Below are 21,003 nucleotides of genomic sequence, written 5' to 3'. Positions count from 1 at the left end.
TTTTGCACTTTTTGCTTTCACAACCTTCACACAAGAGGAGTAGAAAGTCGTAGTTCCGAGATAAATATCAAGGAGTTACAACAAAAAATGTCGGACATTTTCTGGCAAATCTCTGAGAGTTTTGAAGCGATGTCCGAGAAAAGTTGGGAAAGCCCAGAAATCTCCGAATTTGTTCGCTAGAGATTGAGATAAACACATTTTCACATCATCGTCTTTTGGGAAGCGATTATCCCCTTTTCAAACGATCTTTTTGCCCGTATTTCGTGTTGCAGTCAGAATTCTGTGAAATAGTGTTCAAAAATAGTCGATAATTCACTATGCAAGAACGATTTACAAAGATTTGTGTGAAGGTTGTGAAAGCAAAAAGTGCAAAATTGCAGGGTGCGCGCGCGTGCGTACGCGCGAGAATGTGTATTTCACAGCTGTTAGCAACTCATACTTATTGCCCGAACAGATAGTCTATTGGCAACAGAAGAAAATCTGTTGAAAAATGAATAGAAAAAATTCACTGAGGAGAAAGTAAAATAAAAATCGCCCCATCATCGTTAGTCGATGATGGGGCGATGCACATAAGGCTATATAAGGTGAAGGATGTCTAACCACGAATCATGGTGAGGAGCATCTTGAAACGCTGCACTGCTTGGAGGGCATGAGGCACACCTGCAGGCATGATGAGCATTTCGCCTGCCTTGGGATGATGCACCACACCACCCACGGTGATTTCTGCCTCACCATCGAGGATGGTCACTGTGGCATCAAATGGAGCGGTATGTTCTGAGAGTCCTTGACCAGCATCGAAAGCAAAGAGCGTGAGCGTGCCGGCATTGTTGCGGAGGATTTCGCGAGAAACGACACTACCCTCTGCATATTCCACTGTGTTGGCAGGTGAAAACACCACGCCTTTTTCAAAAGTGTTCATAATCTAGTTTTGTTTTAGGAGTGTTGAATGGTATATTATTTTTGTCGAGAAGCAAGGAATCGGCGAGCAGCTTCAGCTGCAACGAGCAGACCACCTGCACTCATGATGACATCTTTGATAACAAGGCGACCAGCACCAGAAAGCATGGGGAAACCATGGCTACCGACGAAGTAGGGAAGACCTTCGTGAGGATAGGTGTTGCCATCAGCAAGATTGGGCACCCAGCATTCGGGAGTGGTGACCAAGAAGGAGAGTGTGACGATGCTCATACCGAAGGTGAGCAATCCACCGAGCATGCCCAAACGAGGTGACCAGATGCCGAGGAGCACGAGAGTACCAATGGTGCAAATCATCAGACCCAGACCAATGGAGAAAGCATAAGTGCCATTCTCTTGGTGCCATTTAATGTTCTCCACAATCACTTCACCTTCTTTATTCTTATGGAGGTTGTATTCTTTGACTTCCTTACCAGTCTTAGGATGAATGGCAGTCTTAGAAGAATTGTTGTAGAGGAAACTCATAAAGGGGCTATTGCTCACAAAGGGTACGATGCCATCAGCTTCATATTGACACACTTTGAGTCCACCAATCCAAGCCATAACCAAGAAGATGGCAATGCGAAGGTAGGTATAGAAATGACGCTCAAGTGAAAGAAGAATACGCGACGCAAAATCAAACAAAGAGTTGATAGTAGCCATAATAGAAAATAATTTAGGGTGTTGAAATAAATAAATGGTTTAGGGAATATGTTGCCCTAGGTGAAAATAGTTGGTATTAAAATACACTTTGATACGAAAAACCCCTTATCAAACGCTGTGTTAGTTCGTTAGCTGTGTCCAGATTATGAAGAGGAGTGGACAGTAGTAGAGTCAAAACGCATCGAAAACGATACGAAAGTACAAATTTATTGCACTCCCTGCAAGTTTTACTCTCATTTTCATGTACGCATTAGCAAAATAAAGTACCTTTGCAGTATAAGGTAAACAAAATATACAGCTCATGAATCGCATATTCTCTTTTCTCATCTTTATTTTTTGCACAGTGGCTACTCCTATGGTAGCACAAAACTCTACAACAGAAGCGACTCTTTCTCCTAGTGCTGCGCGCTATGGCAGTGTGAGTCGCTCGGCGATTTTGGCTCAGTTGCCTGAAATCAAGCACGCTCGCACACAGCTTGACAGTCTTCGTGCTAAATATGAGCGAGAAGCACGCTACAATGAGGAATCTTTCCGCCGCCAATTTTCGGAATATCTCCAAATCCAACGCAATCTGCCAGAGGCTATTTTGCTGAAACGCCAAGGAGATCTGCAAACTTCTATGGAACGTGGTTTGGCTTTTCGCAAACAAGCTGAAGAATTGCTCCGTCAAGCAGAGCGCGAACTCATGCAACCCATTGAAGACAAGGTGGATGCAGCTATCCGTGTGGTGGGAGCTGAGCGTAAATACGATTTTATCTTCGATGCAGACTTGAAGGCATTGCCCTATCTCAATCCTGCTCTCTGCGAAGATGCTACTGCCTTTGTGAAAGAGAAATTAGATGTTAGACGCTAGAGAGGGTCACAGACCCTTTTGTGCTCACCACGACAAGCGTGGCTCGAGCTACGTAATTGGACTCTTTGCAGCATGGTGCTAAACTCTAATGTCTAACGTCTAAATTCTAACATCTAATCTCTAACGTCTAATCTCTACAATCGTGATTGGAGTATTCGACTCAGGATATGGTGGTCTGTCGATATTGCGACAGGTGCGCCAACTCTTGCCCCAATATGATTATCTCTATTTGGGCGATAATGCACGAGCCCCTTATGGTTCGCGCTCCTTCGATGTGGTCTATCGCTACACCCTAGAGGCGGTGCGCGAACTCTTCAATCGTGGTTGTGAACTCGTTATCCTAGCTTGTAACACCGCTTCGGCAAAGGCATTGCGCTCCATTCAGCAAAACGATCTCCCTACCCTTGCTCCCGACAAACGAGTGCTGGGTGTGATACGCCCCACCGTGGAAGCCTTGGGCGACATCACTCATTCGCGACATGTAGGCATCATGGCTACCCAAGGCACAATTCGTTCCCGAAGCTACGATTTGGAGATTGAAAAGTTCTTCCCTGATGTCAAGGTCACAGGACTAGCTTGCCCCATGTGGGTGCCACTGGTGGAATATGGCGAATTTGACAGTCCTGGTGCAGACTATTTCGTGAAGAAACGCATCGACGAAATCCTCCGCATCGACCCCGACATCGACACCCTGGTGCTGGGATGCACGCACTACCCTCTCCTGCTTCCAGCCATCCTTCGCCATGTGCCGCGCGGCATCACCGTGGTGCCACAAGGGGACTATGTGGCACACTCACTGTGCGACTATCTGCAGCGACACCCAGAGATGGAAACAAGACTAGCGAAAAACGGCACTGTGGAATTTCTCACTACAGAAGAGCCCAACAAGTTTCGCGAAAGTGCCACTATCTTTATGCCCGACACAGACGTGACAGTGGAGCAAATAACATTGTAGACATCAGCCTCACCCATCTATCTGCGATGCCCTACACAAGGTCATAGCATGAGAAAGCAAACGAGATGACTGAGCCTCTAGTAGAAGACCTCAACATACCTCACAAGGATATAACCCTAAACGTCTAACATCATGCCCAAAAAGACGAAAAGTCGCCTCACTAAAAAAGAGGTGCGCAACAAACTTCTGGTACTCTTCGAGCAAAGCCAAGGGCAACAACTCGAAGTAAAAACCATCTTCAGCATGGTGGGTGCACTCACCCACCCTGCCAAAATGCTCGTGCTTGATGTGCTCAAAGAACTCGTGTTGGACGATTTCCTCTCCACTGATCAGAAAGGGAACTATCGTCACGCTGAACGCGCGGCACAACTCATCGAGGGTACGTTCCGTCGCAAGCGCAATGGGCACAATGTCTTTGTGCCTAGCGATGGCGGTAAGGATATCCTCGTGACGGAACTCAATGCTCACCACGCTCTGGATGGCGACTTGGTGCGCGTGTCGATGGTGGCACGTCGTCGCAGTCACACTCGCGAAGCCGAAGTGGTGGAAATCATTCGTCGCGCCAAAGACACCTTCGTGGGACGTCTTCATGTGGAACACGATCGCTATGGTTTCCTTCTCACCGAACGACAGATTGGGGCAGATATCTTCATTCCTGGTGACTTGCTCCACGGAGGAAAGACGGGCGACAAAGCGATTGTGAAAATCGTGGACTGGCCCGAAGACACCAAGAGTCCCCGTGGTGAAGTGGTGGACGTGCTCGGACAAGAGGGAGAAAACGACACTGAGATGCACGCTATTTTGGCGGAATATGGACTACCCTACACCTATCCCGAAAATGTGGAACGCGCGGCAGATAAGCTCCATCCTGGTATTACTGAGGAGGAAATCGCCAAACGTGAAGATTTTCGCCAAATACCGACCTTCACCATCGACCCCCGCGATGCGAAAGACTTTGACGATGCGCTGTCTATCCGCCGTCTCACAGACGACACGTGGGAAGTGGGTGTGCACATTGCCGATGTGAGTCACTATGTGCTCGAAGATAGCGTAATCGATCAGGAAGCCTTGAGCCGTGCCACGAGTGTTTATTTGGTGGATCGCACCATACCGATGCTCCCCGAACGCTTGTGCAACTACATCTGTTCGCTCCGCCCCAACGAAGAAAAGTTGGCTTATTCGGTGATTTTCGAGATGAACAATAATGCTGATGTGCTGCATGCTCAAGTGGCGAAAACTGTGATTTGCAGCGACCGCCGTTTCACCTACGAAGAAGCACAAACTATCATTGAGCGCAATGGACAAGCCTCTCCCGATGACTTGGCATTGCCTGGTGAACACCCTGCAGTGGATGGTTCTAAAGAAAATCCACAAGGGGAATGGGCAATGGAGGTGCTTCAGCTCGATCACCTCGCGAAGCAACTACGCGCCAAGCGTTTTAAGGGAGGTTCTATCGGATTTGACCGACCCGAAGTGCGCTTTGAAATTGATGAAAAGGGACATCCCATCTCCACTTATGTGAAGATTGCCAAGGATGCCAACAAACTCGTAGAGGAATTTATGCTCCTCGCCAACCGGACCGTGGCTGAAAAGGTGGCTATCGTGCCGAAGGGCAAACAACCGAAGGTGTTGCCTTATCGTATTCACGATGTGCCCGATGCCGAAAAGATGGAGAAACTCCGCGGTTTCGTGTCAAAGTTTGGCTACAAGATGCGCACCGAGGGTTCGAAAACGGACGTTTCTAAAAGCCTGAACAATCTGCTCGCGGAGGTGAAAGGCAAGAAGGAAGAACATGTGGTGGAGATGGTGGCACTGCGTGCGATGATGAAAGCACGCTATTCGGTGCACAACATTGGTCACTATGGTCTGATGTTCCGCCACTACACGCACTTCACTTCGCCCATTCGTCGCTATCCCGACTTGATGGTGCATCGTCTTCTCGCAAAATATGCCGAAGGTGGCCGCTCTGTCAGTGCGAAAAAATATGAAGAACTCTGTGAGCACTGCTCTGAGCGCGAATTGGTGGCTGCCACTGCTGAGCGCGCGAGCATCAAATACAAACAGACAGAATTTATGGCCGACCGCATCGGACAAGAGTTTGACGGTGTCATCTCTGGAGTGACCGAATTTGGTATCTACGTGGAAGACACTCTCTCTAAGTGCGAAGGTATGGTGCCGATGCGTGATTTGTCGAGCGACTACTACGAATTTGACGAAGACAATTATCGTCTCGTAGGTCGTCGCACGAGAAGAGTCTACAATCTTGGCGACAAAGTGCGTTTCCGTGTGGAACACGCCAATCTGGAACGCCGACAACTGGACTTCTCTATCATTGAGGAAGACAGCTTAATCACCTACGACAGTCAGTCTAGCGCAGCGCGCAGTGTTCTGCACAACCAGCGTGGTTTGACTCCCGAGCGTTTTGGGAAGAAAAAAGCCAACAAGCGTGCAAAATCTTCTGGCAAGTCTGCTTCGGCTAAGGCATCTAGCAAAGGCAAGAAGGCTGCAAAGAAGGGCAAGAAAGCCAAGAAACGCAAATAAACTCCTCGCTTGCCTAGCCTAGCTAAAAACAATCCCCCACAAATCAACAAAGATTTGTGGGGGTTTGTCATAGAATAGAAGTCGATTATCCCTAAGATTCGGCAGAAGAGAGTGGAACCAATTGCCAACCATCGAGCGAGATTTGCAGGAGTTGGAGCGGTGTGGTGGCTGCTTGCTGATGACCGAGAGCTACTGCCACATGCCCCATGGTGCGGCGCAGGTTTATTTCTACACAAGGATGGATGCCTGTGGGCGTGACGAGCAAATCCACACCAAGGGGACCCACATAGCGCGCATGCAACCATCGCGAAAGCAACTGTACTAGGGAGGATTGTAAGTGGTGTAAGAGTTGGGGGAGTTCTGTTTCGGCTATGCCCCAACCTGCCGCTAGCGGTGCGAGGAGTGTGCAGAGTTCGCGTTCCATCACGGCAGGATGCGCCACAAGATTACCCAGATAAGCCCCACCAGGCGCAGCTTGAAAAAGAGAAAGTCCGTCATACTCCATCGTGCCGTCAGGGAGGGCGTGATATTCAAAAGCGAAGTTGGCGACAACCTCGTGAAGCGATTGTACCTCGATACCCCCTTGTTGCTGTAAAATCTTTTGCACGCGAGCTGCTGCCACAGGATCTAACGTGCCTTTAATAGGGAATACTCCACGTCCGCTGCTGCTCCATGGACTTTTCAGCATGGCGCGACCCTCCAACGGCTCAAGAGCTGCTGTGACTTCCTGCATAGAACGGCAAAAAGTACTGCTAAAAGGGATAACTCCTGGACGGGCAAAGAGAAGATATTCGCTATCTTCTGCCAACAATTCAGAGACGTTGGCACGACTGCTCAAATGGCGAATTTCGCGCAATTGCTCAGCAGTGGGCAATAAGGCTTCGGGTGCGCCTAGACGTTGGAAGATTTCCACTACATGATTGTCCCACCCCCATGGATCAATGCTATTGATTTTCGTCCAATCGGGAGGAAGTAGGTCTTTCACACGTCCAGACTCTGGCAATTGCAAATATTCATCGTCCTCCTCTCCCCAAAAGCGTGGCAATTCAGCCAAAACATGCGCCAGTTTTCGTCCTGCTAAGCTAGGAGAATAGAACTGAACATTGGCAGCCAGTGCTTCATCGTGCCAAGGATTGAAGAGATGGAGAGTGTGAGACATGAGCAGTTAGGAGGTGGCAAGGAAATCAGAGGAAGGATTTCCCATAATCGGAAGTCAAAATGCGTTCAGCGCAAGCATATCCTTCTTCATAAAGGGCTTGCAAGAGATCGGTTCGTGTGCCCAAACGGTCTACTTCTAGGGGATGTTTGGGGCAAATGATAAGCGCACGCCCTGATTCTTCTAAACGTTCTACGAGTTCTATTTTGTCGTTGTACACCTCTTTGATATGCGAGAGAGCAACTCGAAGACGAGGATACTTCTTATAAACAAAACTCGGCATGCGGTAATCACTCCCCTCATCGCGATACCCCCGATTGTGGGTAAGGACTACCACGTTGTGCGAAAATCCTTGAGCCACTGCGTGCTCGATGGGAATGGGATCGGTGATGCCACCATCGAGCATGGGCACTCCATCAACCATGGCAATAGGTGCAACGAAAGGTAACGAGCTAGAGGCTTTGCAAAGATTGAGGAGACGTTCTCCGTCGGACGTTTCGATGTGATATTCAGCACGTCCAGTACGACAATTGGTCGTGACAATCTCAAATCGCATGGGATTGGCAAAACAGGTGTCGTAGTCGAAAGGTAGAATCTCATTGACCATACGATCATAAAGCACTTCCTGATTGAAGATAGAGTGCATTTTCCACAAATGTTTCCAACTGATATACTGATACTTCTCGAGCATATCGATCGAAGTCTTGCGTGCACGATCGCGCTGCTGACTCAGATAGGACATTCCATGGCAAGCACCAGCAGAAACACCAATGCCATAGGGGAAGGTGATGCCAGCATCGAGCATATAATCAAGGACGCCTGCGGTGAAAACTCCGCGCATGCCGCCGCCTTCTAAAACTAATCCTGTCTGTGCCATAGCTCTATATCTTGTTTTCTTCGACAAATTCAGATGATTCAATGGTCATCACGTAACACCTGTCGTTCATGTATATTAAAATATGTGCAAAGGTACACGATTATCATGGAATGGTCCCCCTATTCGCGTAAAAAAGCGTATATTTGCGGAAATAATTATTCTAAATTCTGCGCTTATGCTCTTTTCAACCGCCACATACTCGGAACGCCGTAGCCGTTTGCGCCAATTGGTGGGCAGCGGAGTCATCGTGCTCTTAGGCAATAATGATAGCCCCTGCAACTTCCCCAATAATCCTTACAAGTTTCGTCAAGATAGCTCATTCCTCTATTTCACGGGACAACATCGTGATGGATTGGCTCTTGTGATAGACTGCGAAAGCGGTGCTGAAACCTTGGTGGGTAATGACATCGACATTGACGATGTGATTTGGACTGGCCCTGTGCCTTCTGTGGCAGACATGGCAGTAGAAAGCGGCATTGCACACACGGCTCCTATGGGTATGCTGCAAGGTGTGTTTGAACAAGCTAAAGCGCAAGGACGAAAGGTGCATTTCCTCCCTCCTTATCGCCACGACTTGATGATCCAACTCATGGATCTTACTGGACTCCATCCCAATCAACAACGCGCTGCAGCTAGTCAAACGCTGATTGATGCTGTGGTGAAGCTCCGCAACATCAAGAGTGCGGAAGAAGTGGCCGAACTCGAGCGCGCGGCAGCCATTGGCTATGAGATGCACACTACAGCTATGCGCATGGCTGTGCAAAAGGGCGTGACAGAGGCTCAGATTGCCGGTGCTCTTGATGGCATCGCCGCTGCCTTGGGTAGCCAAGTATCCTTCCCCAGCATTGTTTCTATGCACGGCGAAGTGCTCCATGGCTTCCCCTCACAAGCTGTTTTAGGTGGCGATCGTCTGCTCTTGGTCGATGCTGGCTGCGAAACGCGTGAACACTACTGCTCAGACCACACTCGCACTACCCCAGTGGCTGGAAAGTTCACCCAACGTCAACGTGATATTTATGACATCGTAGTAGACTGCCACGATCTGGCACTCGATGTGGCAAAACCTGGTGTGCGCTATTTGGATGTACACCTTGCTGTGTGCCGTTTGATGACCGAACGTCTCAAAGCTCTCGGATTGATGAAGGGTGATGTGGACGAAGCTGTGGCCGCTGGTGCACACGCCTTGTTCCTACCCCACGGACTGGGACACGCTATGGGTATGGATGTGCACGACATGGAGGCTTTGGGACAAGCTCACGTGGGTTATGACGCTGCGACTCGACCCTCTACACAATTTGGACTCGCTAGCTTGCGCTTCGGTCGCGAACTCGAAGTGGGTCACGTGGTGACAGACGAACCTGGCATCTACTTTATTCCAGACCTCATTGACCTCTGGCGCAAAGAAGGTACCAACGCGCAATTCCTCAATTTCGACGAAATTGAAAAGTTCAAAGATTTTGGTGGCATCCGCATCGAAGACGATGTGCTCATCACCGAAAATGGTTGCCGATTCTTAGGCGAAAAACTCGTGCCTTACCACGCTAAGGACGTAGAAGCCTTCTTGGCACAATAAGATAGATGCAGTTATAATCAAAAACTGTAAGCAGTTATAATGGCATTATAAGCAGTATCCATATTATAAGCACTTATACTGCCACAGAAATGCTGACACAATAGGGTTTTCCAACCCTCGGAGCATCCTCACATTACAATCGTAATTTATAAACTCTCAATAACAGACTAATGAAGAAATTCTTTACCCTCGCCCTCGCTGGTTTTGCCTTGGCAGGTGCAGTACAAGCTGCCCCCAAGAAGAAGGCTCTTCCCAAGGACACCCTCGTATTTACTACCGTAGTAGCCAATCCTGTGACAAGCATCAAAAACCAAAACAACTCTGGTACATGCTGGGCTTACTCTTCTTTGGCATTCCTCGAAAGCGAAGTGTTGAAAAAGAATCCTCAACTCAAGCCTGCTGATGTTGATCTCAGCGAATCATTCGTTGTGTCTCACACCTATGTGGATCGTGCTGACCGCAATGTACGCACTCACGGTGATGCTAGCTTCTCACAAGGTGGTTCTTTCTATGACGTTATCTACGCCATGGAACACTATGGTCTCACTCCCGAAGGCACTATGCCCTACCCCAACCTCCCCTATGGCGATAGCCTCTTCAACTTCCGTCAATTCTGGCCTGGTCTCGAAGCTTTCGTGAAGAGCGTGTCTACCGACAAGGACAAGAAGACCATCAACCCCATTTGGAAGAAGACTGTTCAACAAATGCTCGATGGCTATTTTGGAGAATATCCTAAGACTTTCAAGGTAGCAGGCAAGGAATACACTCCTCAGTCTTACGTTAAGGACTATCTCAAGCTTGATCCTGCTGACTACGTGAGCTTGGCATCCTTCACTCACGTGCCTTTCTACAAGACTTTCATCATCGAAGTACAAGACAACTGGCGTTGGGCTCCTAGCTACAACCTCCCCATCAACGAACTCATGGAAGTTATGGAGAGCGCAGTACGCAATGGCTACACCTTTGCTTGGGGTGCTGACGTGAGCGAAGACGGTTTCTCTCGCCGCACAGGCAAAAACCGCTGCGTAGCCACTGTCCCCAACACCAAGTCAAGTGCAGGCGTTGGTAGCGACCAATCTCGTTGGACAGGTGAAAAAGCTGGTGCACAAATCAATGCAGCAGATGGACAAGGTGAAATGACCATCACGCAAGAAATGCGTCAAAAGGGCTATGACACTTGGGAAACCACTGATGACCACGGCATGCAAATCTACGGTCTTGCTAAGGATCAAAACGGCAAGGAGTACTTCATGATGAAGAACTCTTGGGGTGAATATGGCCCTTACAAAGGATTCTGGTACATCTCTAAGCCTTACGCTGCTTACAAGACGATGAACATCGTCATCAACAAGAATGCCATTCCTGCTGCCATCCGCACTAAGCTTGGCATCTAAAAAGTAAAACGCAGCTTCTCAGCTTGATCTTTTTCTGCTGTGTTCGATGGCATGTAATAAGTCTCGAATCTTGCTCTAAATCAAGACTTATATCCTTCACGACATAGTCCGATATAACCTCAAATCTCCCGAAACTCTCCGCATTTCAAAAAGGGTTTCGGGAGATTTTTTGCATACACAATCAATAAAAAAAGAAGTATAATCTTCAAAATGCAGAAAATAGGCACTATAATCAAAGAAAATGGCACAGAATGTTGGTGATGACCAAAAGTTTTTCGTAATTTTGTCTCGCATAGTGCAAAGGTCTGCACCCTCCTAAAGGATGCCTGTCAAAAAAAGACATAAAAGCAGCTCAAAATCTTATTAGACAAGAGCAAAACCACCAAGCTATGCTCTTCCGCCAAGAAGAACAATATTACTATTCTATTTAATATCTATCACAATGGCATTAGATCTTACCCAGCACGGTATTTTCGGTACAACTGAAATCGTGCACAACCCTTCTTACGAACAGCTTTTCGAAGAAGAAACTAAGGCTACCCTTGAAGGTTATGAAAAAGGTCAAGCAACCGAACTCGGTGCTGTAAATGTGATGACTGGTGTTTACACTGGTCGTTCGCCTAAGGACAAGTTCATCGTTGTCGACGAAAACTCTAAGGACACTGTATGGTGGACTTCTGAAGAGTACAAGAACGACAACCACCCCATGACTGAAGAAGCTTGGGAAGTTGTTAGAGATCTTGCCAAGAAGGAGCTTTCTAACAAGCGTCTCTTCGTTGTTGACGGTTTCTGCGGTGCTAACAAGGACACTCGTCTTGCTGTTCGCTTCATCGTTGAAGTAGCTTGGCAAGCACACTTCGTGACCAACATGTTCATCAAGCCTAGCGAAGAAGAACTCAAGGACTTCACTCCTGACTTCGTTGTGTACAACGCTTCTAAGGCTAAGGTTGAAAACTACAAGGAACTCGGCCTCAACTCTGAGACTGTTGTTGCATTCAACATCACTAGCAAGGAACAAGTTATCCTCAACACTTGGTACGGTGGTGAAATGAAGAAGGGTATGTTCTCTATGATGAACTACTACCTCCCCCTCCGTGGTATCGCTGCTATGCACTGCTCTGCCAATACTGACCTCAACGGCGAAAACACCGCTGTATTCTTCGGTCTCTCTGGTACTGGTAAGACTACCCTCTCTACCGATCCTAAGCGTCTCCTCATCGGTGACGACGAACACGGTTGGGACGACAACGGTGTCTTCAACTTCGAAGGCGGTTGCTACGCTAAGGTAATCAACCTTGACAAGGAAAGCGAACCCGACATCTACGCAGCTATCAAGCGCGACGCTCTCCTCGAGAACGTTATCGTGGACGCTAACGGTAAGATTGACTTCACTGACAAGTCTGCTACCGAGAACACTCGTGTGAGCTACCCCATCCACCACATCCAAAACATCGTACGTCCTGTGTCTGCAGCTCCCGCAGCTAAGAACGTTATCTTCCTCTCTGCTGACGCATTCGGTGTATTGCCTCCCGTGTCTATCCTCGACGCTAACCAAACGCAATACTACTTCCTCTCTGGCTTCACTGCTAAGCTTGCAGGTACAGAGCGCGGTATCACTGAGCCTACTCCCACTTTCTCTGCATGCTTCGGTCAGGCGTTCCTCGAACTCCACCCCACTAAGTATGCTCAAGAGCTCGTGAAGAAGATGGAAGCTAACGGTTCTAAGGCATATCTCGTGAACACTGGTTGGAACGGTACTGGCAAGCGTATCTCTATTAAGGATACTCGCGGTATCATCGACGGCATCCTCTCTGGTGCTATCCTCACCGCTCCTACTAAGAAGCTCCCCATCTTCAACTTCGAGATCCCCACTCAACTCGAAGGTGTGGCTACTGAAATCCTCGACCCACGCGACACTTATGCTGATGCAGCTCAGTGGGAAGAAAAGGCTAAGGATCTCGCAGCTCGCTTCGTGAAGAACTTCACTAAGTACACCACCAACGAAGCTGGTAAGGCTCTCGTTGCTGCTGGTCCTCAGCTCTAATAGACTTTCACTAGTCTCAAAAGCCTATATATGGCGCATTCCACTTCGGTGGGATGCGCCATTTCTTTTGTTGCAACATCATGAGACTATTCACATATCGACCACCCATATCACTCACATATTTCGCCTTCAGCAGCAAATAAGAACTCACAGGTAGCTTCCTTCACCTCGCACTGAGATAATCTGTAACAAGCAAAAAAATCCCCAGAGATTTACTTTAAAATCTCTGGGGATAAAATAAAGTCCTAAGAAGAGCTTGATACAAAAAGCGAGTCTTCTTATTTAATGCTCTTTAGTTCAATCTTAAAGATCAAGGTAGAGAAGGGAGGAATTCCACGAGTGCCACGCTCGCCATAAGCGAGGTTGTAAGGCAAGCAGATTTCATATTCAGAACCTACCTTCATTAGCTTCACAGCTTCTGACCAACCTTTAATCACTTGGTTCAAACCAAACGTAGCTGTTTCGCCACGTTTATAGCTGCTATCAAACACTGTGCCGTCTACCAAACGACCTTCATAGTGCACTTCCACTTGAGAAGTATCAGCAGGCATTGCACCATCACCTTGCTTCAACACCTTGTAGAGCAAACCAGAAGCTGTAGACTTCACACCCTTTTGCTTAGCATACTGTGCCAAGTATTCAGCATTGAGCGTCTTCACCTGCTGTGTGTAGAAATCATACTGCTGTTGCTCCACTTTCTTAGCAGAATCAGCCGTAATCTTGCTATTGTTCATCAAACCTTCAGATAATCCCATAGTGAAAGCTGCAGCATCCACATAAGAAGTATCAGCCTTACCAGTAGCCTGTTGGTTCATGCTCTGTACGATTTGAGGCAACTGATTCTTGATTTCAAGGCCTGCTACCATAGCACGAAGCTTAGCGGCTTCTTCAGGAGTAAAATCTTTGGTAAGACCAGCTACAAAATCCTTGATGTGCGCAGAGTCTACACCAGAACGTTGAGCAATGTATTGCGCCAAGCTAGCAGACTGAGCCACACCAGCAGCGTAAGAAAAATCTGCACCACTCACAGGCTTAATCATCACAGGTTGCGCAACCTTCTTATTATTCTTCTTTGTCTTTTTGGCTGCAAAAGCTGAGAAGGAAAGGGTAGCAGCAAGTGCTACTACGAGGAAAGAACGAAATTTCATGTATTCTTGAGTTACTATTATTGTTCAGCTAGATAGTCGAACAAAGGTCTTTTCAAAATTACCACAGAGGAAACAGAGACTAAGTCCGTTTCCTCTGTGCATAGATAAAAAAGTGGATGAATGACTTCTCAATATGAGTAAGTCCACCACTCAGGATAAAAGGGCTATAGAAAGCAGATTACATGCCCATTTGCATCTGAGGAGCCTCAGGTTGAGCTGGAGCATCAGACACACTTACGAGCTTAATCTTGAAGACCAAAGCAGAGTAGGGAGGGATAGGACCTTGTTCTCTCTCACCATAAGCAAGATTCCAAGGAATGTAAACTTCCCATTCGCTACCCACCTTCATGTTGGTCAATGCGATAGTCCAACCCTTGATCACTTGGTTTGCAGGGAATTTCACAGTCTTGTCTTGTGAAGAGTCGAAGACCTTGCCATTCATCAAGCGACCTTCATAGCTTACTTCGCAGATTTGGTCAGCCTTAGGAGTAGCACCAGTACCAGCCTTCACTTCCTTATAGTAAACACCACCAGGGAGTGCCTTCACACCAGCAGCTTTAGCCATCTTAGCGATGAACTCTTCGTTAGCCTTCTTAGCAGCACCATACACCTTCTCATTGGCTTTAGCACTCATGTCTTGCATCTTCTGTTGCATATACATGCCAGCTTGATCACGATGAAGAGTATCCTTGCCCACTACAAGTGCAGACACACCGTTCTTACCATCAATCATACCTGCAAGCACATTTTTTGCGCTGAGGTGCTTAGTGCTATCGCCAGCAAACACTTGACCTTCCACTTGAGGGAAAAGACGTGTTTGAAGTTGAATACCACTTTGCATACCAAGCTGATAAGCCAAAGCCTTCTTATCGTCAGCCATGCTCATACCTTCCTTCATACCCTTGAAGAATGCATCTACAAAAGCAGAGTCACTACCAGCTTGCATGAGATATTCCTTGATTTGCTCAGGAGTAGGAGATTGTGAAAGACCCACAGCATAAGACAAGCTGTCTACTTCGTCTTTCAAATCACCAGTAGGAGTGGACTGATTGTTTCCACCGCAAGCACTAAAGAGTGCAGTAGCAGCCATGAGGGTGCCGAAAAATACTTTTTTCATATTGTTGTTTTATTATTATCGTAAGAAGAAATCCTTATCCTCATTCCTTGCATGCTCTCAATATCGATAAGTTTTTAGGAAAGAGGAGTAGGGGAAATCGTTATCTATTATTCGTTGATACCAAGCAATTCAACATCAAACACGAGCGCAGCGTAAGGAGGAATAGCACCACCTGCACCTTGTGCACCATAAGCAAGCTCGTAAGGAATGAAGAAACGGAACTTAGCACCGAGGCTCATGAGTTGAAGACCTTCGGTCCATCCCTTGATCACCCCTTGAAGAGGGAAGCTCGTAGGTTCACCACGTTGGTAGCTGCTGTCAAACACAGTACCGTCAATCAAACGACCTTCGTAGTGGCAACGTACGCTGTCGGTAGCCACAGGCTTCTGACCGATAGCTTCTGTGAGCACTTCGTATTGCAAACCAGAAGCAGTGGTGGTCACACCTTCACGCTTAGCATTTTCAGCGAGAAATTTCTCACCAGCTTCGCGAGCTTCACGACCAGCAAGTTCTTGTTGCTCCTTCATGTATTCTTGCACCATGCCTTGTGCTTGCACTTCAGTCATTTCTGCCTTTTCGCCTTTCAGCACATGTTCCACAGCACGAGTGAATTCTGCAGTCACGAGTCCATCGATGTTCATGCCCTGGAGGTTATGACCGATGAGGAGGCCGAGGGCGTAAGAGAGTTTTTCCATAAAAGGGAATTGATGTTGTTGAATTTCTTAATAAACAGGGAGTGTAGTCTTTATCCTATTCAGCATCTACGCAAGACCCAATAATAAGGAAACATAAGGCTACATTCCGAAACGCAAAAATAATCATTTCGTTTCGTTTGAACGAACAACGCGCTTATTTTTTGTGCCTTACGCTACTTTTCTTCTGTTTACCGCTATTTTTCCAAGAGATTCTCCGTCGGTGATGTCTTATTCTCGTTCATCTCCGTTTCTGCCTTATAGAAATGCTGCACGATCAATCCAGCCAGCATGAAGCCAAACATAGCCGTGATATGCGCCGTCGTGCCATTGATTTGTGCTTTGCGATCGTTCCAATTGTGCGAAAGCAAATCTTCACGTCCCTCTTGTGTAGCCGTGTTCTCTGCTATCGTAGGTTCGTAGCCATCCACAGCAGCCTCTCCTAGGTTGGGCAATACCTCATCACTATACACACAGAGAAATTTCTTAGCAGGGTGCACTTTCTGGTGCTTAAACTTCTTACGCAACGCCCTTCCTAACGGACATCCACGCACTTTCATAAACTCTGCCACCTGGATGCGCGTAGGATCCATCTTCAGAGCTGCCCCCATAGAAGAGAAGAGTAGGGCATTGGTGCGGCTTGCCGTGAGCAGGAGATGCGCCTTCTCAGCCAGCGAATCGATGGCATCTATGATGACGTCATATTCATTCAATTGGAAACTTGCTGCATTCTCCGCGTTGTAGATATCTTGGATAGCTATGATTTCAGCTTCAGGGTTAATAGCGAGCAGTCGCTCTTTGAGTGCATCCACCTTCACCCGCCCCACAGTCTCTGTAGTCGCCATGAGTTGTCGATTCACATTACTGATGTTCACGCGGTCTGAATCAACGATGGTGAGATGTTTCACCCCAGATCGTACCAAACTTTCGGCACACCAACTGCCCACCCCTCCCACGCCAAAGAGGATAACGCGGATGTCGTGCAAGCGTTGCAAAGGAGCATCGCCCATGAGCAAGCGTGAGCGATGAAATATCTGTTGTTCTAGTGTAGGTTGTGTCATGAGGTTTTGTAGAATATTATGTCTGGTTGCAGTAAACCCGAATCGGTCATTAGATCCTGAACAGATTTTATTTGATTGTTGAGCAGATTGTTTCTCGTTTGCTCGAAGGCGTAGTGGGCTACGTCGAGAACCAACGAGAAACAAGATGCCAACAAGAAAATGAAAGATGATAGGAAGTTATCTTTTCAATTACGAGTAGCATTATAACGGTCTAATGACCGATTTGGGTTAAAGTATAATGACCTATCTCCCAAGAAATAGGTCATATTACGTCCGAAAAAAGGGACTTTCCCCGAAGAGAAAGTCCACTATATTTCAGTATCTTAGTTCACGGTGATTTCGTCAATAAAGAAGAAGGCTTGCTTTCCAGCTGCTTCTTGATGCCAAGAAGGAATGCTCGTTTCTGGTTGTGCCACAATCTTCAGCAATCGTGCTGTAGTAGGCGCAAAGTCATACACGTGAGGTTTGATGCCATTCTTGTCGGCTTCTGTGAGAGGAGCGTAGTCTTTAGCGACAATCGTGTTCCAAGTCTTTCCGCCATCCGTAGACACTGCGATTTCCACGCGACGAGCATCATAGATCCAGTCGCCTTTCTCTACACAGACGTTGAAGGCCACTTGACTCACTGTCGTGTTTTCGCCCAAATCGATAATGGCTTCCATAGGCTTTTCGAGGAATCCAATCCAACGGCTAGAGTTGTAGCTGGTGTTGCTCGCTACAAGACCATCAACCAACGTCTTTGCACCATCAAATTTGTAGCTGGCATGAGGTTCATTCACCAGGGTGATGTTGCGCGCAGTGGATTTAGAGAAGTGGAAATCTTCTTTTTCCACGTGACTACGTTGATATTGATTAGGAGCAACTTCGTGGAAAGCTACGGCACGGAATTTCACATCGCTCTTGAAATCCAAAGGTTGTGTGTAGCGCGTGCTTTGCTGTGTAGGCATCGTACCATCGAGGGTGTAATAAATCGCATCATTAGGCTCATTCACTTGCAAGTTGGCACGGATACCGCCGCCTGCTATCGCCGTGTATTTGGGCATGATGTCATAGTAGTGCTTAGCAAAATTGTAATTTTGCTCTTCATAGAGTTTGAAGAGCTTAGGCAATCGCTTCAAAAACTCTGAATACGTGCGCGTGCCTTGTGGACGCCACTGAATTTCTGCCAAAGCAGCCAAACGAGGCAAAGCCATATATTCGGTTTGGCGGTGCGTCTTGAAATACTCCGACCACAAGTTGGCTTGCACACCCAATATGTGTTTACCCTGTTCGGGGGTCAAAGCAGCAGGCATAGGTTCGTAGCTATAAACACGTTCGAGAGGCAAATAGCCACCAATTGCCAAAGGCTCTTGCTTTGCATCTTTTGCTTGATAATAGTCGAAGTAGAGATAAGTGTTGGGCGACATGATCACGTCGTGACCACTTTGTGCAGCTTCGATACCGCCAGCTTCGCCACGCCATGACATCACTGTGGCATTGGGAGCAAGACCCCCTTCGAGGATTTCGTCCCAACCGATGATGCGCTTACCATAGCGCGCCAAGGTGTTTTCGGCATGACGAATCACATAGCTCTGCAAACGCTCTTCAGCAGAGTGCTTACCTTCGGCTTGCAGTTGATTCTTTTGGATCATAGCTTGGCACTTAGGACAAGTCTTCCAGCGTGTTTTGGGGCACTCGTCGCCACCAATGTGGAAATAATTGCTAGGGAACAATTGAGCGACTTCACCCAATACTTTGTCTATGAATTCGTAAGTTTGGGGATTACCAGCACAAAGCACATCGCTGCTCACGCCCCAGATTTGTCCCACTTCGTAAGGACCGCCTGTGCAGCCCAAGTGGGGATAAGCTGCAAGTGCAGCCAACATGTGACCAGGGAGGTCGATTTCGGGAATAATCACGATGTTGCGAGCAGCTGCATAGGCGATGATGTCTTTACACTGCTCTTGAGTGTAAAATCCACCATGAGGCTTGCCATCATATTTACCAGTGTTTTTACCAATCACTGTAGCCGAACGATGGCTACCGATTTTGGTGAGTTCGGGAAATTGCTTAATTTCAATGCGCCAACCCTGGTCGTCGGTCAAGTGCCAGTGCATGCGGTTGATGCCGTGCAAAGCAATCATGTCAATGAATCGTTTCACACTGTCGGCGGTTGCAAAGTGGCGTGCTACATCCAGCATCGTGCCGCGATAAGCGAAGCGTGGAGCATCATTGATGTCTACACCTGGCAAAGCAATCTTGCCAGTCTTCGTCATAGCCGCACGTTCCTTTTCGCTGAGGTGAGGGAGCGATTTGCGAAGCGTTTGGATGCCATAGAACGCACCAGCCTTGGTGCTAGCTGCAATGCTCACCGTTGCGCTGTCGATGCGCAATCGATAACCTTCGGGTGAGAAACCTTTTTCTGCGCTATTCAGCACAATAGCAGGTGTCTTTCCACGTTTGTTGGAAATCGGTAGCGTGAATCCCGTGCGATCGGCCACAAATTGTTGCAAGAATTTCGCATTCTCTTGATCGGCTTTCGACTTACCGCAAACAATGCGTGTGGTAGGAGTGAGCGTAAAGTCACCCCATTGCTGTTGGAGAGTCACTTGTTTGGGAAGTGGCACTACATCATACGAGGCCTTAGGCACACTTTGTGCTGCAAGTGTGAGGGAGAAACCACTCAACAAGCAGGTGCAAGCTATGGTTTTGAAGAAATTCATAAGGGATAAAATTGATTGATGCCACAAAGATACAACAATTTTATTCATTTCTCCTATTTACCTCGCCTTTTTTGCTACCTCTAACTTGCAATTCACAGAATCAAATAACATCATGTCATTAGAACAAATACTCCAACATCGTCGTGCCATCCGCTACTACGATGCTCAGCAACCCATTTCTGCCGATCGAGTAGAAGATTGTCTCAAACTTGCTACGCTCGCCCCCACAAGTTCCAATATGCAGTTGTGGCACGCTCATCACATCACCGACCCTGCTGTGATCCAACAGCTCGTGCCAGCCTGCTTAGGCCAAACTACTGTAAGCACCGCTCAACAATTGGTGGTTTTCACCGTAGAACCCTCTCTCTACAAAGAGCGTTGCCAACAAAACATTGATTTCCAACGCGAAAATATCAAGCGCACTTATCCTCAAGCGAAGTGGGAGAAATATACTGCCCTCCAAACATCCTACTACACCAAGGTGATTCCTTTCCTTTATAGTCGCTTCTTCGGACTGTGGGGAGGGGTGCGCAAGGTCATAAGCACCTTTGCTGGTTGGTTTCGACCCATTCCTCGCCAAATGACAGAAGGGGCCATGGACACTGTGCTCCACAAAAGTTGTGCTCTCGTGGCACAAACTTTCATGCTTGCCATGAGTGAAGCTGGCTACGACACTTGTCCCATCGAGGGTTTCGATGCCCATCGCGTGAAACGCATCCTTGGTTTACCTTGCAGCAGCGAAGTAAGTCTCATTGTTTCATGTGGTATCCGACAACCTTCTCGTCCGCTAGGCGATCGTTTTCGCGTAGATTTTTCCTCCCAATATCATCGAATTGGAGAATAAAAGGAGAGGGTAGGGCACACCTTCTCTACGCAAGAAAAATCCCCACCCTTAACATCTCTAAAATCCTCCCTCTTTCCCTCGCGTACGCGCGCGCACCCTGCACTTTTGCACTTTTTGCTTTCACAACCTTCACACATTCTCTACTAAATAGCTTGAAATAAATGGGTTACCCTTTTATTATAACATCCTTTTAGAAGATCATGACAAAAGGGGATAAAAGAGGGTAGAAAACAGAGACTATTTCCTCCAATTACTAGGAGCATTTTGCTTACTGATAGGAGACTTGTAAAGAAATGTCGGAGATATTCCCAAAGATGTCGGAGATTTCATGAGAAATCTCCGACTTTTTTGTATGATAACTCCTTGATTTTTACTTGAAAATAAGGAGTAGACAGGGGCAGTCTGTGAAGGTTGTGAAAGCAAAAAGTG

At 47.4% G+C, this 21,003-nt stretch carries 16 protein-coding genes; 7 read left to right on the top strand and 9 right to left on the bottom strand.

The window, feature by feature from the left end:
- Positions 1-595 precede the first annotated feature (595 nt).
- Complete coding sequence (locus HMPREF9999_RS03270; protein ID WP_009436917.1) at positions 596-919, bottom strand: cupin domain-containing protein; 324 nt, start codon at positions 917-919, stop codon at positions 596-598.
- A gap of 35 nt (positions 920-954) precedes the next feature.
- The gene (locus tag HMPREF9999_RS03265; RefSeq protein WP_009436916.1) at positions 955-1,617 is read right to left on the bottom strand and encodes a DUF417 family protein; all 663 of its coding nucleotides are present in this window, start codon (positions 1,615-1,617) and stop codon (positions 955-957) included.
- A gap of 301 nt (positions 1,618-1,918) precedes the next feature.
- Here HMPREF9999_RS03265 and HMPREF9999_RS03260 point away from each other — a divergent pair, with 301 nt between their 5' ends.
- From HMPREF9999_RS03260 to rnr, 3 genes are all read left to right on the top strand, one after another.
- Positions 1,919-2,470 carry an OmpH family outer membrane protein gene (locus HMPREF9999_RS03260; protein WP_009436914.1) on the top strand — a complete coding sequence of 184 codons (552 nt, stop codon included), beginning with the start codon at positions 1,919-1,921 and terminating at the stop codon, positions 2,468-2,470.
- 142 nt (positions 2,471-2,612) lie between these two features.
- Positions 2,613-3,425: a glutamate racemase gene (gene murI / locus HMPREF9999_RS03255; protein ID WP_009436913.1), complete on the top strand. Its 813-nt coding sequence runs from the start codon at positions 2,613-2,615 to the stop codon at positions 3,423-3,425.
- Positions 3,426-3,557: 132 nt separating this feature from the next.
- Complete coding sequence (gene rnr / locus HMPREF9999_RS03250; protein ID WP_009436912.1) at positions 3,558-5,966, top strand: ribonuclease R; 2,409 nt, start codon at positions 3,558-3,560, stop codon at positions 5,964-5,966.
- A 91-nt stretch (positions 5,967-6,057) separates the two neighbouring features.
- Here rnr and HMPREF9999_RS03245 read toward each other — a convergent pair whose 3' ends face one another.
- Together HMPREF9999_RS03245 and HMPREF9999_RS03240 are read right to left on the bottom strand one after the other, a co-directional pair.
- Positions 6,058-7,125: a hypothetical protein gene (locus tag HMPREF9999_RS03245; RefSeq protein ID WP_009436911.1), complete on the bottom strand. Its 1,068-nt coding sequence runs from the start codon at positions 7,123-7,125 to the stop codon at positions 6,058-6,060.
- Positions 7,126-7,150: 25 nt separating this feature from the next.
- Entirely contained in the window at positions 7,151-7,999 is an 849-nt protein-coding gene (locus HMPREF9999_RS03240; RefSeq protein ID WP_009436910.1) for a patatin family protein, read from the bottom strand.
- Between the two features lie 175 nt (positions 8,000-8,174).
- On the opposite strand from HMPREF9999_RS03240, the gene HMPREF9999_RS03235 reads away from it, so the two are divergent.
- The 3 genes from HMPREF9999_RS03235 to pckA all read left to right on the top strand — a co-directional run bounded on the left by HMPREF9999_RS03235 (position 8,175) and on the right by pckA (position 13,010).
- Positions 8,175-9,572 (top strand): aminopeptidase P family protein, encoded by a 1,398-nt coding sequence (locus HMPREF9999_RS03235; RefSeq protein ID WP_044063021.1) that lies wholly within the window; start codon positions 8,175-8,177, stop codon positions 9,570-9,572.
- 170 nt (positions 9,573-9,742) lie between these two features.
- Positions 9,743-10,966 carry an aminopeptidase C gene (locus HMPREF9999_RS03230; RefSeq protein WP_009436908.1) on the top strand — a complete coding sequence of 408 codons (1,224 nt, stop codon included), beginning with the start codon at positions 9,743-9,745 and terminating at the stop codon, positions 10,964-10,966.
- A 442-nt stretch (positions 10,967-11,408) separates the two neighbouring features.
- Positions 11,409-13,010 (top strand): phosphoenolpyruvate carboxykinase (ATP), encoded by a 1,602-nt coding sequence (pckA, locus tag HMPREF9999_RS03225; protein WP_009436906.1) that lies wholly within the window; start codon positions 11,409-11,411, stop codon positions 13,008-13,010.
- Positions 13,011-13,288: 278 nt separating this feature from the next.
- Here pckA and HMPREF9999_RS03220 read toward each other — a convergent pair whose 3' ends face one another.
- The 5 genes from HMPREF9999_RS03220 to HMPREF9999_RS03200 form a co-directional block, all read right to left on the bottom strand.
- Positions 13,289-14,158, bottom strand: coding sequence for an FKBP-type peptidyl-prolyl cis-trans isomerase (locus HMPREF9999_RS03220; protein WP_009436904.1), 870 nt, complete (start codon positions 14,156-14,158; stop codon positions 13,289-13,291).
- A 178-nt stretch (positions 14,159-14,336) separates the two neighbouring features.
- A complete protein-coding gene (locus HMPREF9999_RS03215) occupies positions 14,337-15,275 on the bottom strand; it encodes an FKBP-type peptidyl-prolyl cis-trans isomerase (RefSeq protein ID WP_009436903.1) in 939 nt (312 codons plus the stop codon).
- Positions 15,276-15,382: 107 nt separating this feature from the next.
- On the bottom strand, positions 15,383-15,970 hold the full coding sequence (locus tag HMPREF9999_RS03210; RefSeq protein WP_009436902.1) for an FKBP-type peptidyl-prolyl cis-trans isomerase: 588 nt from the start codon (positions 15,968-15,970) through the stop codon (positions 15,383-15,385).
- Positions 15,971-16,164: 194 nt separating this feature from the next.
- Positions 16,165-17,028 (bottom strand): ThiF family adenylyltransferase, encoded by an 864-nt coding sequence (locus HMPREF9999_RS03205; protein WP_044063020.1) that lies wholly within the window; start codon positions 17,026-17,028, stop codon positions 16,165-16,167.
- 323 nt (positions 17,029-17,351) lie between these two features.
- Positions 17,352-19,730 carry a family 20 glycosylhydrolase gene (locus HMPREF9999_RS03200; RefSeq protein ID WP_009436900.1) on the bottom strand — a complete coding sequence of 793 codons (2,379 nt, stop codon included), beginning with the start codon at positions 19,728-19,730 and terminating at the stop codon, positions 17,352-17,354.
- Positions 19,731-19,842: 112 nt separating this feature from the next.
- On the opposite strand from HMPREF9999_RS03200, the gene HMPREF9999_RS03195 reads away from it, so the two are divergent.
- Positions 19,843-20,574, top strand: a complete 732-nt coding sequence (locus HMPREF9999_RS03195; RefSeq protein WP_009436899.1) for a nitroreductase family protein — start codon at positions 19,843-19,845, stop codon at positions 20,572-20,574.
- The last annotated feature ends 429 nt before the right edge of the window (positions 20,575-21,003 follow it).

The organism is Alloprevotella sp. oral taxon 473 str. F0040, from assembly GCF_000318095.2.
Lineage (GTDB): Bacteria > Bacteroidota > Bacteroidia > Bacteroidales > Bacteroidaceae > Alloprevotella.
Note: the sequence above shows the minus strand (reverse complement) of the source record. Positions and strands in the feature narration are given on the sequence as shown.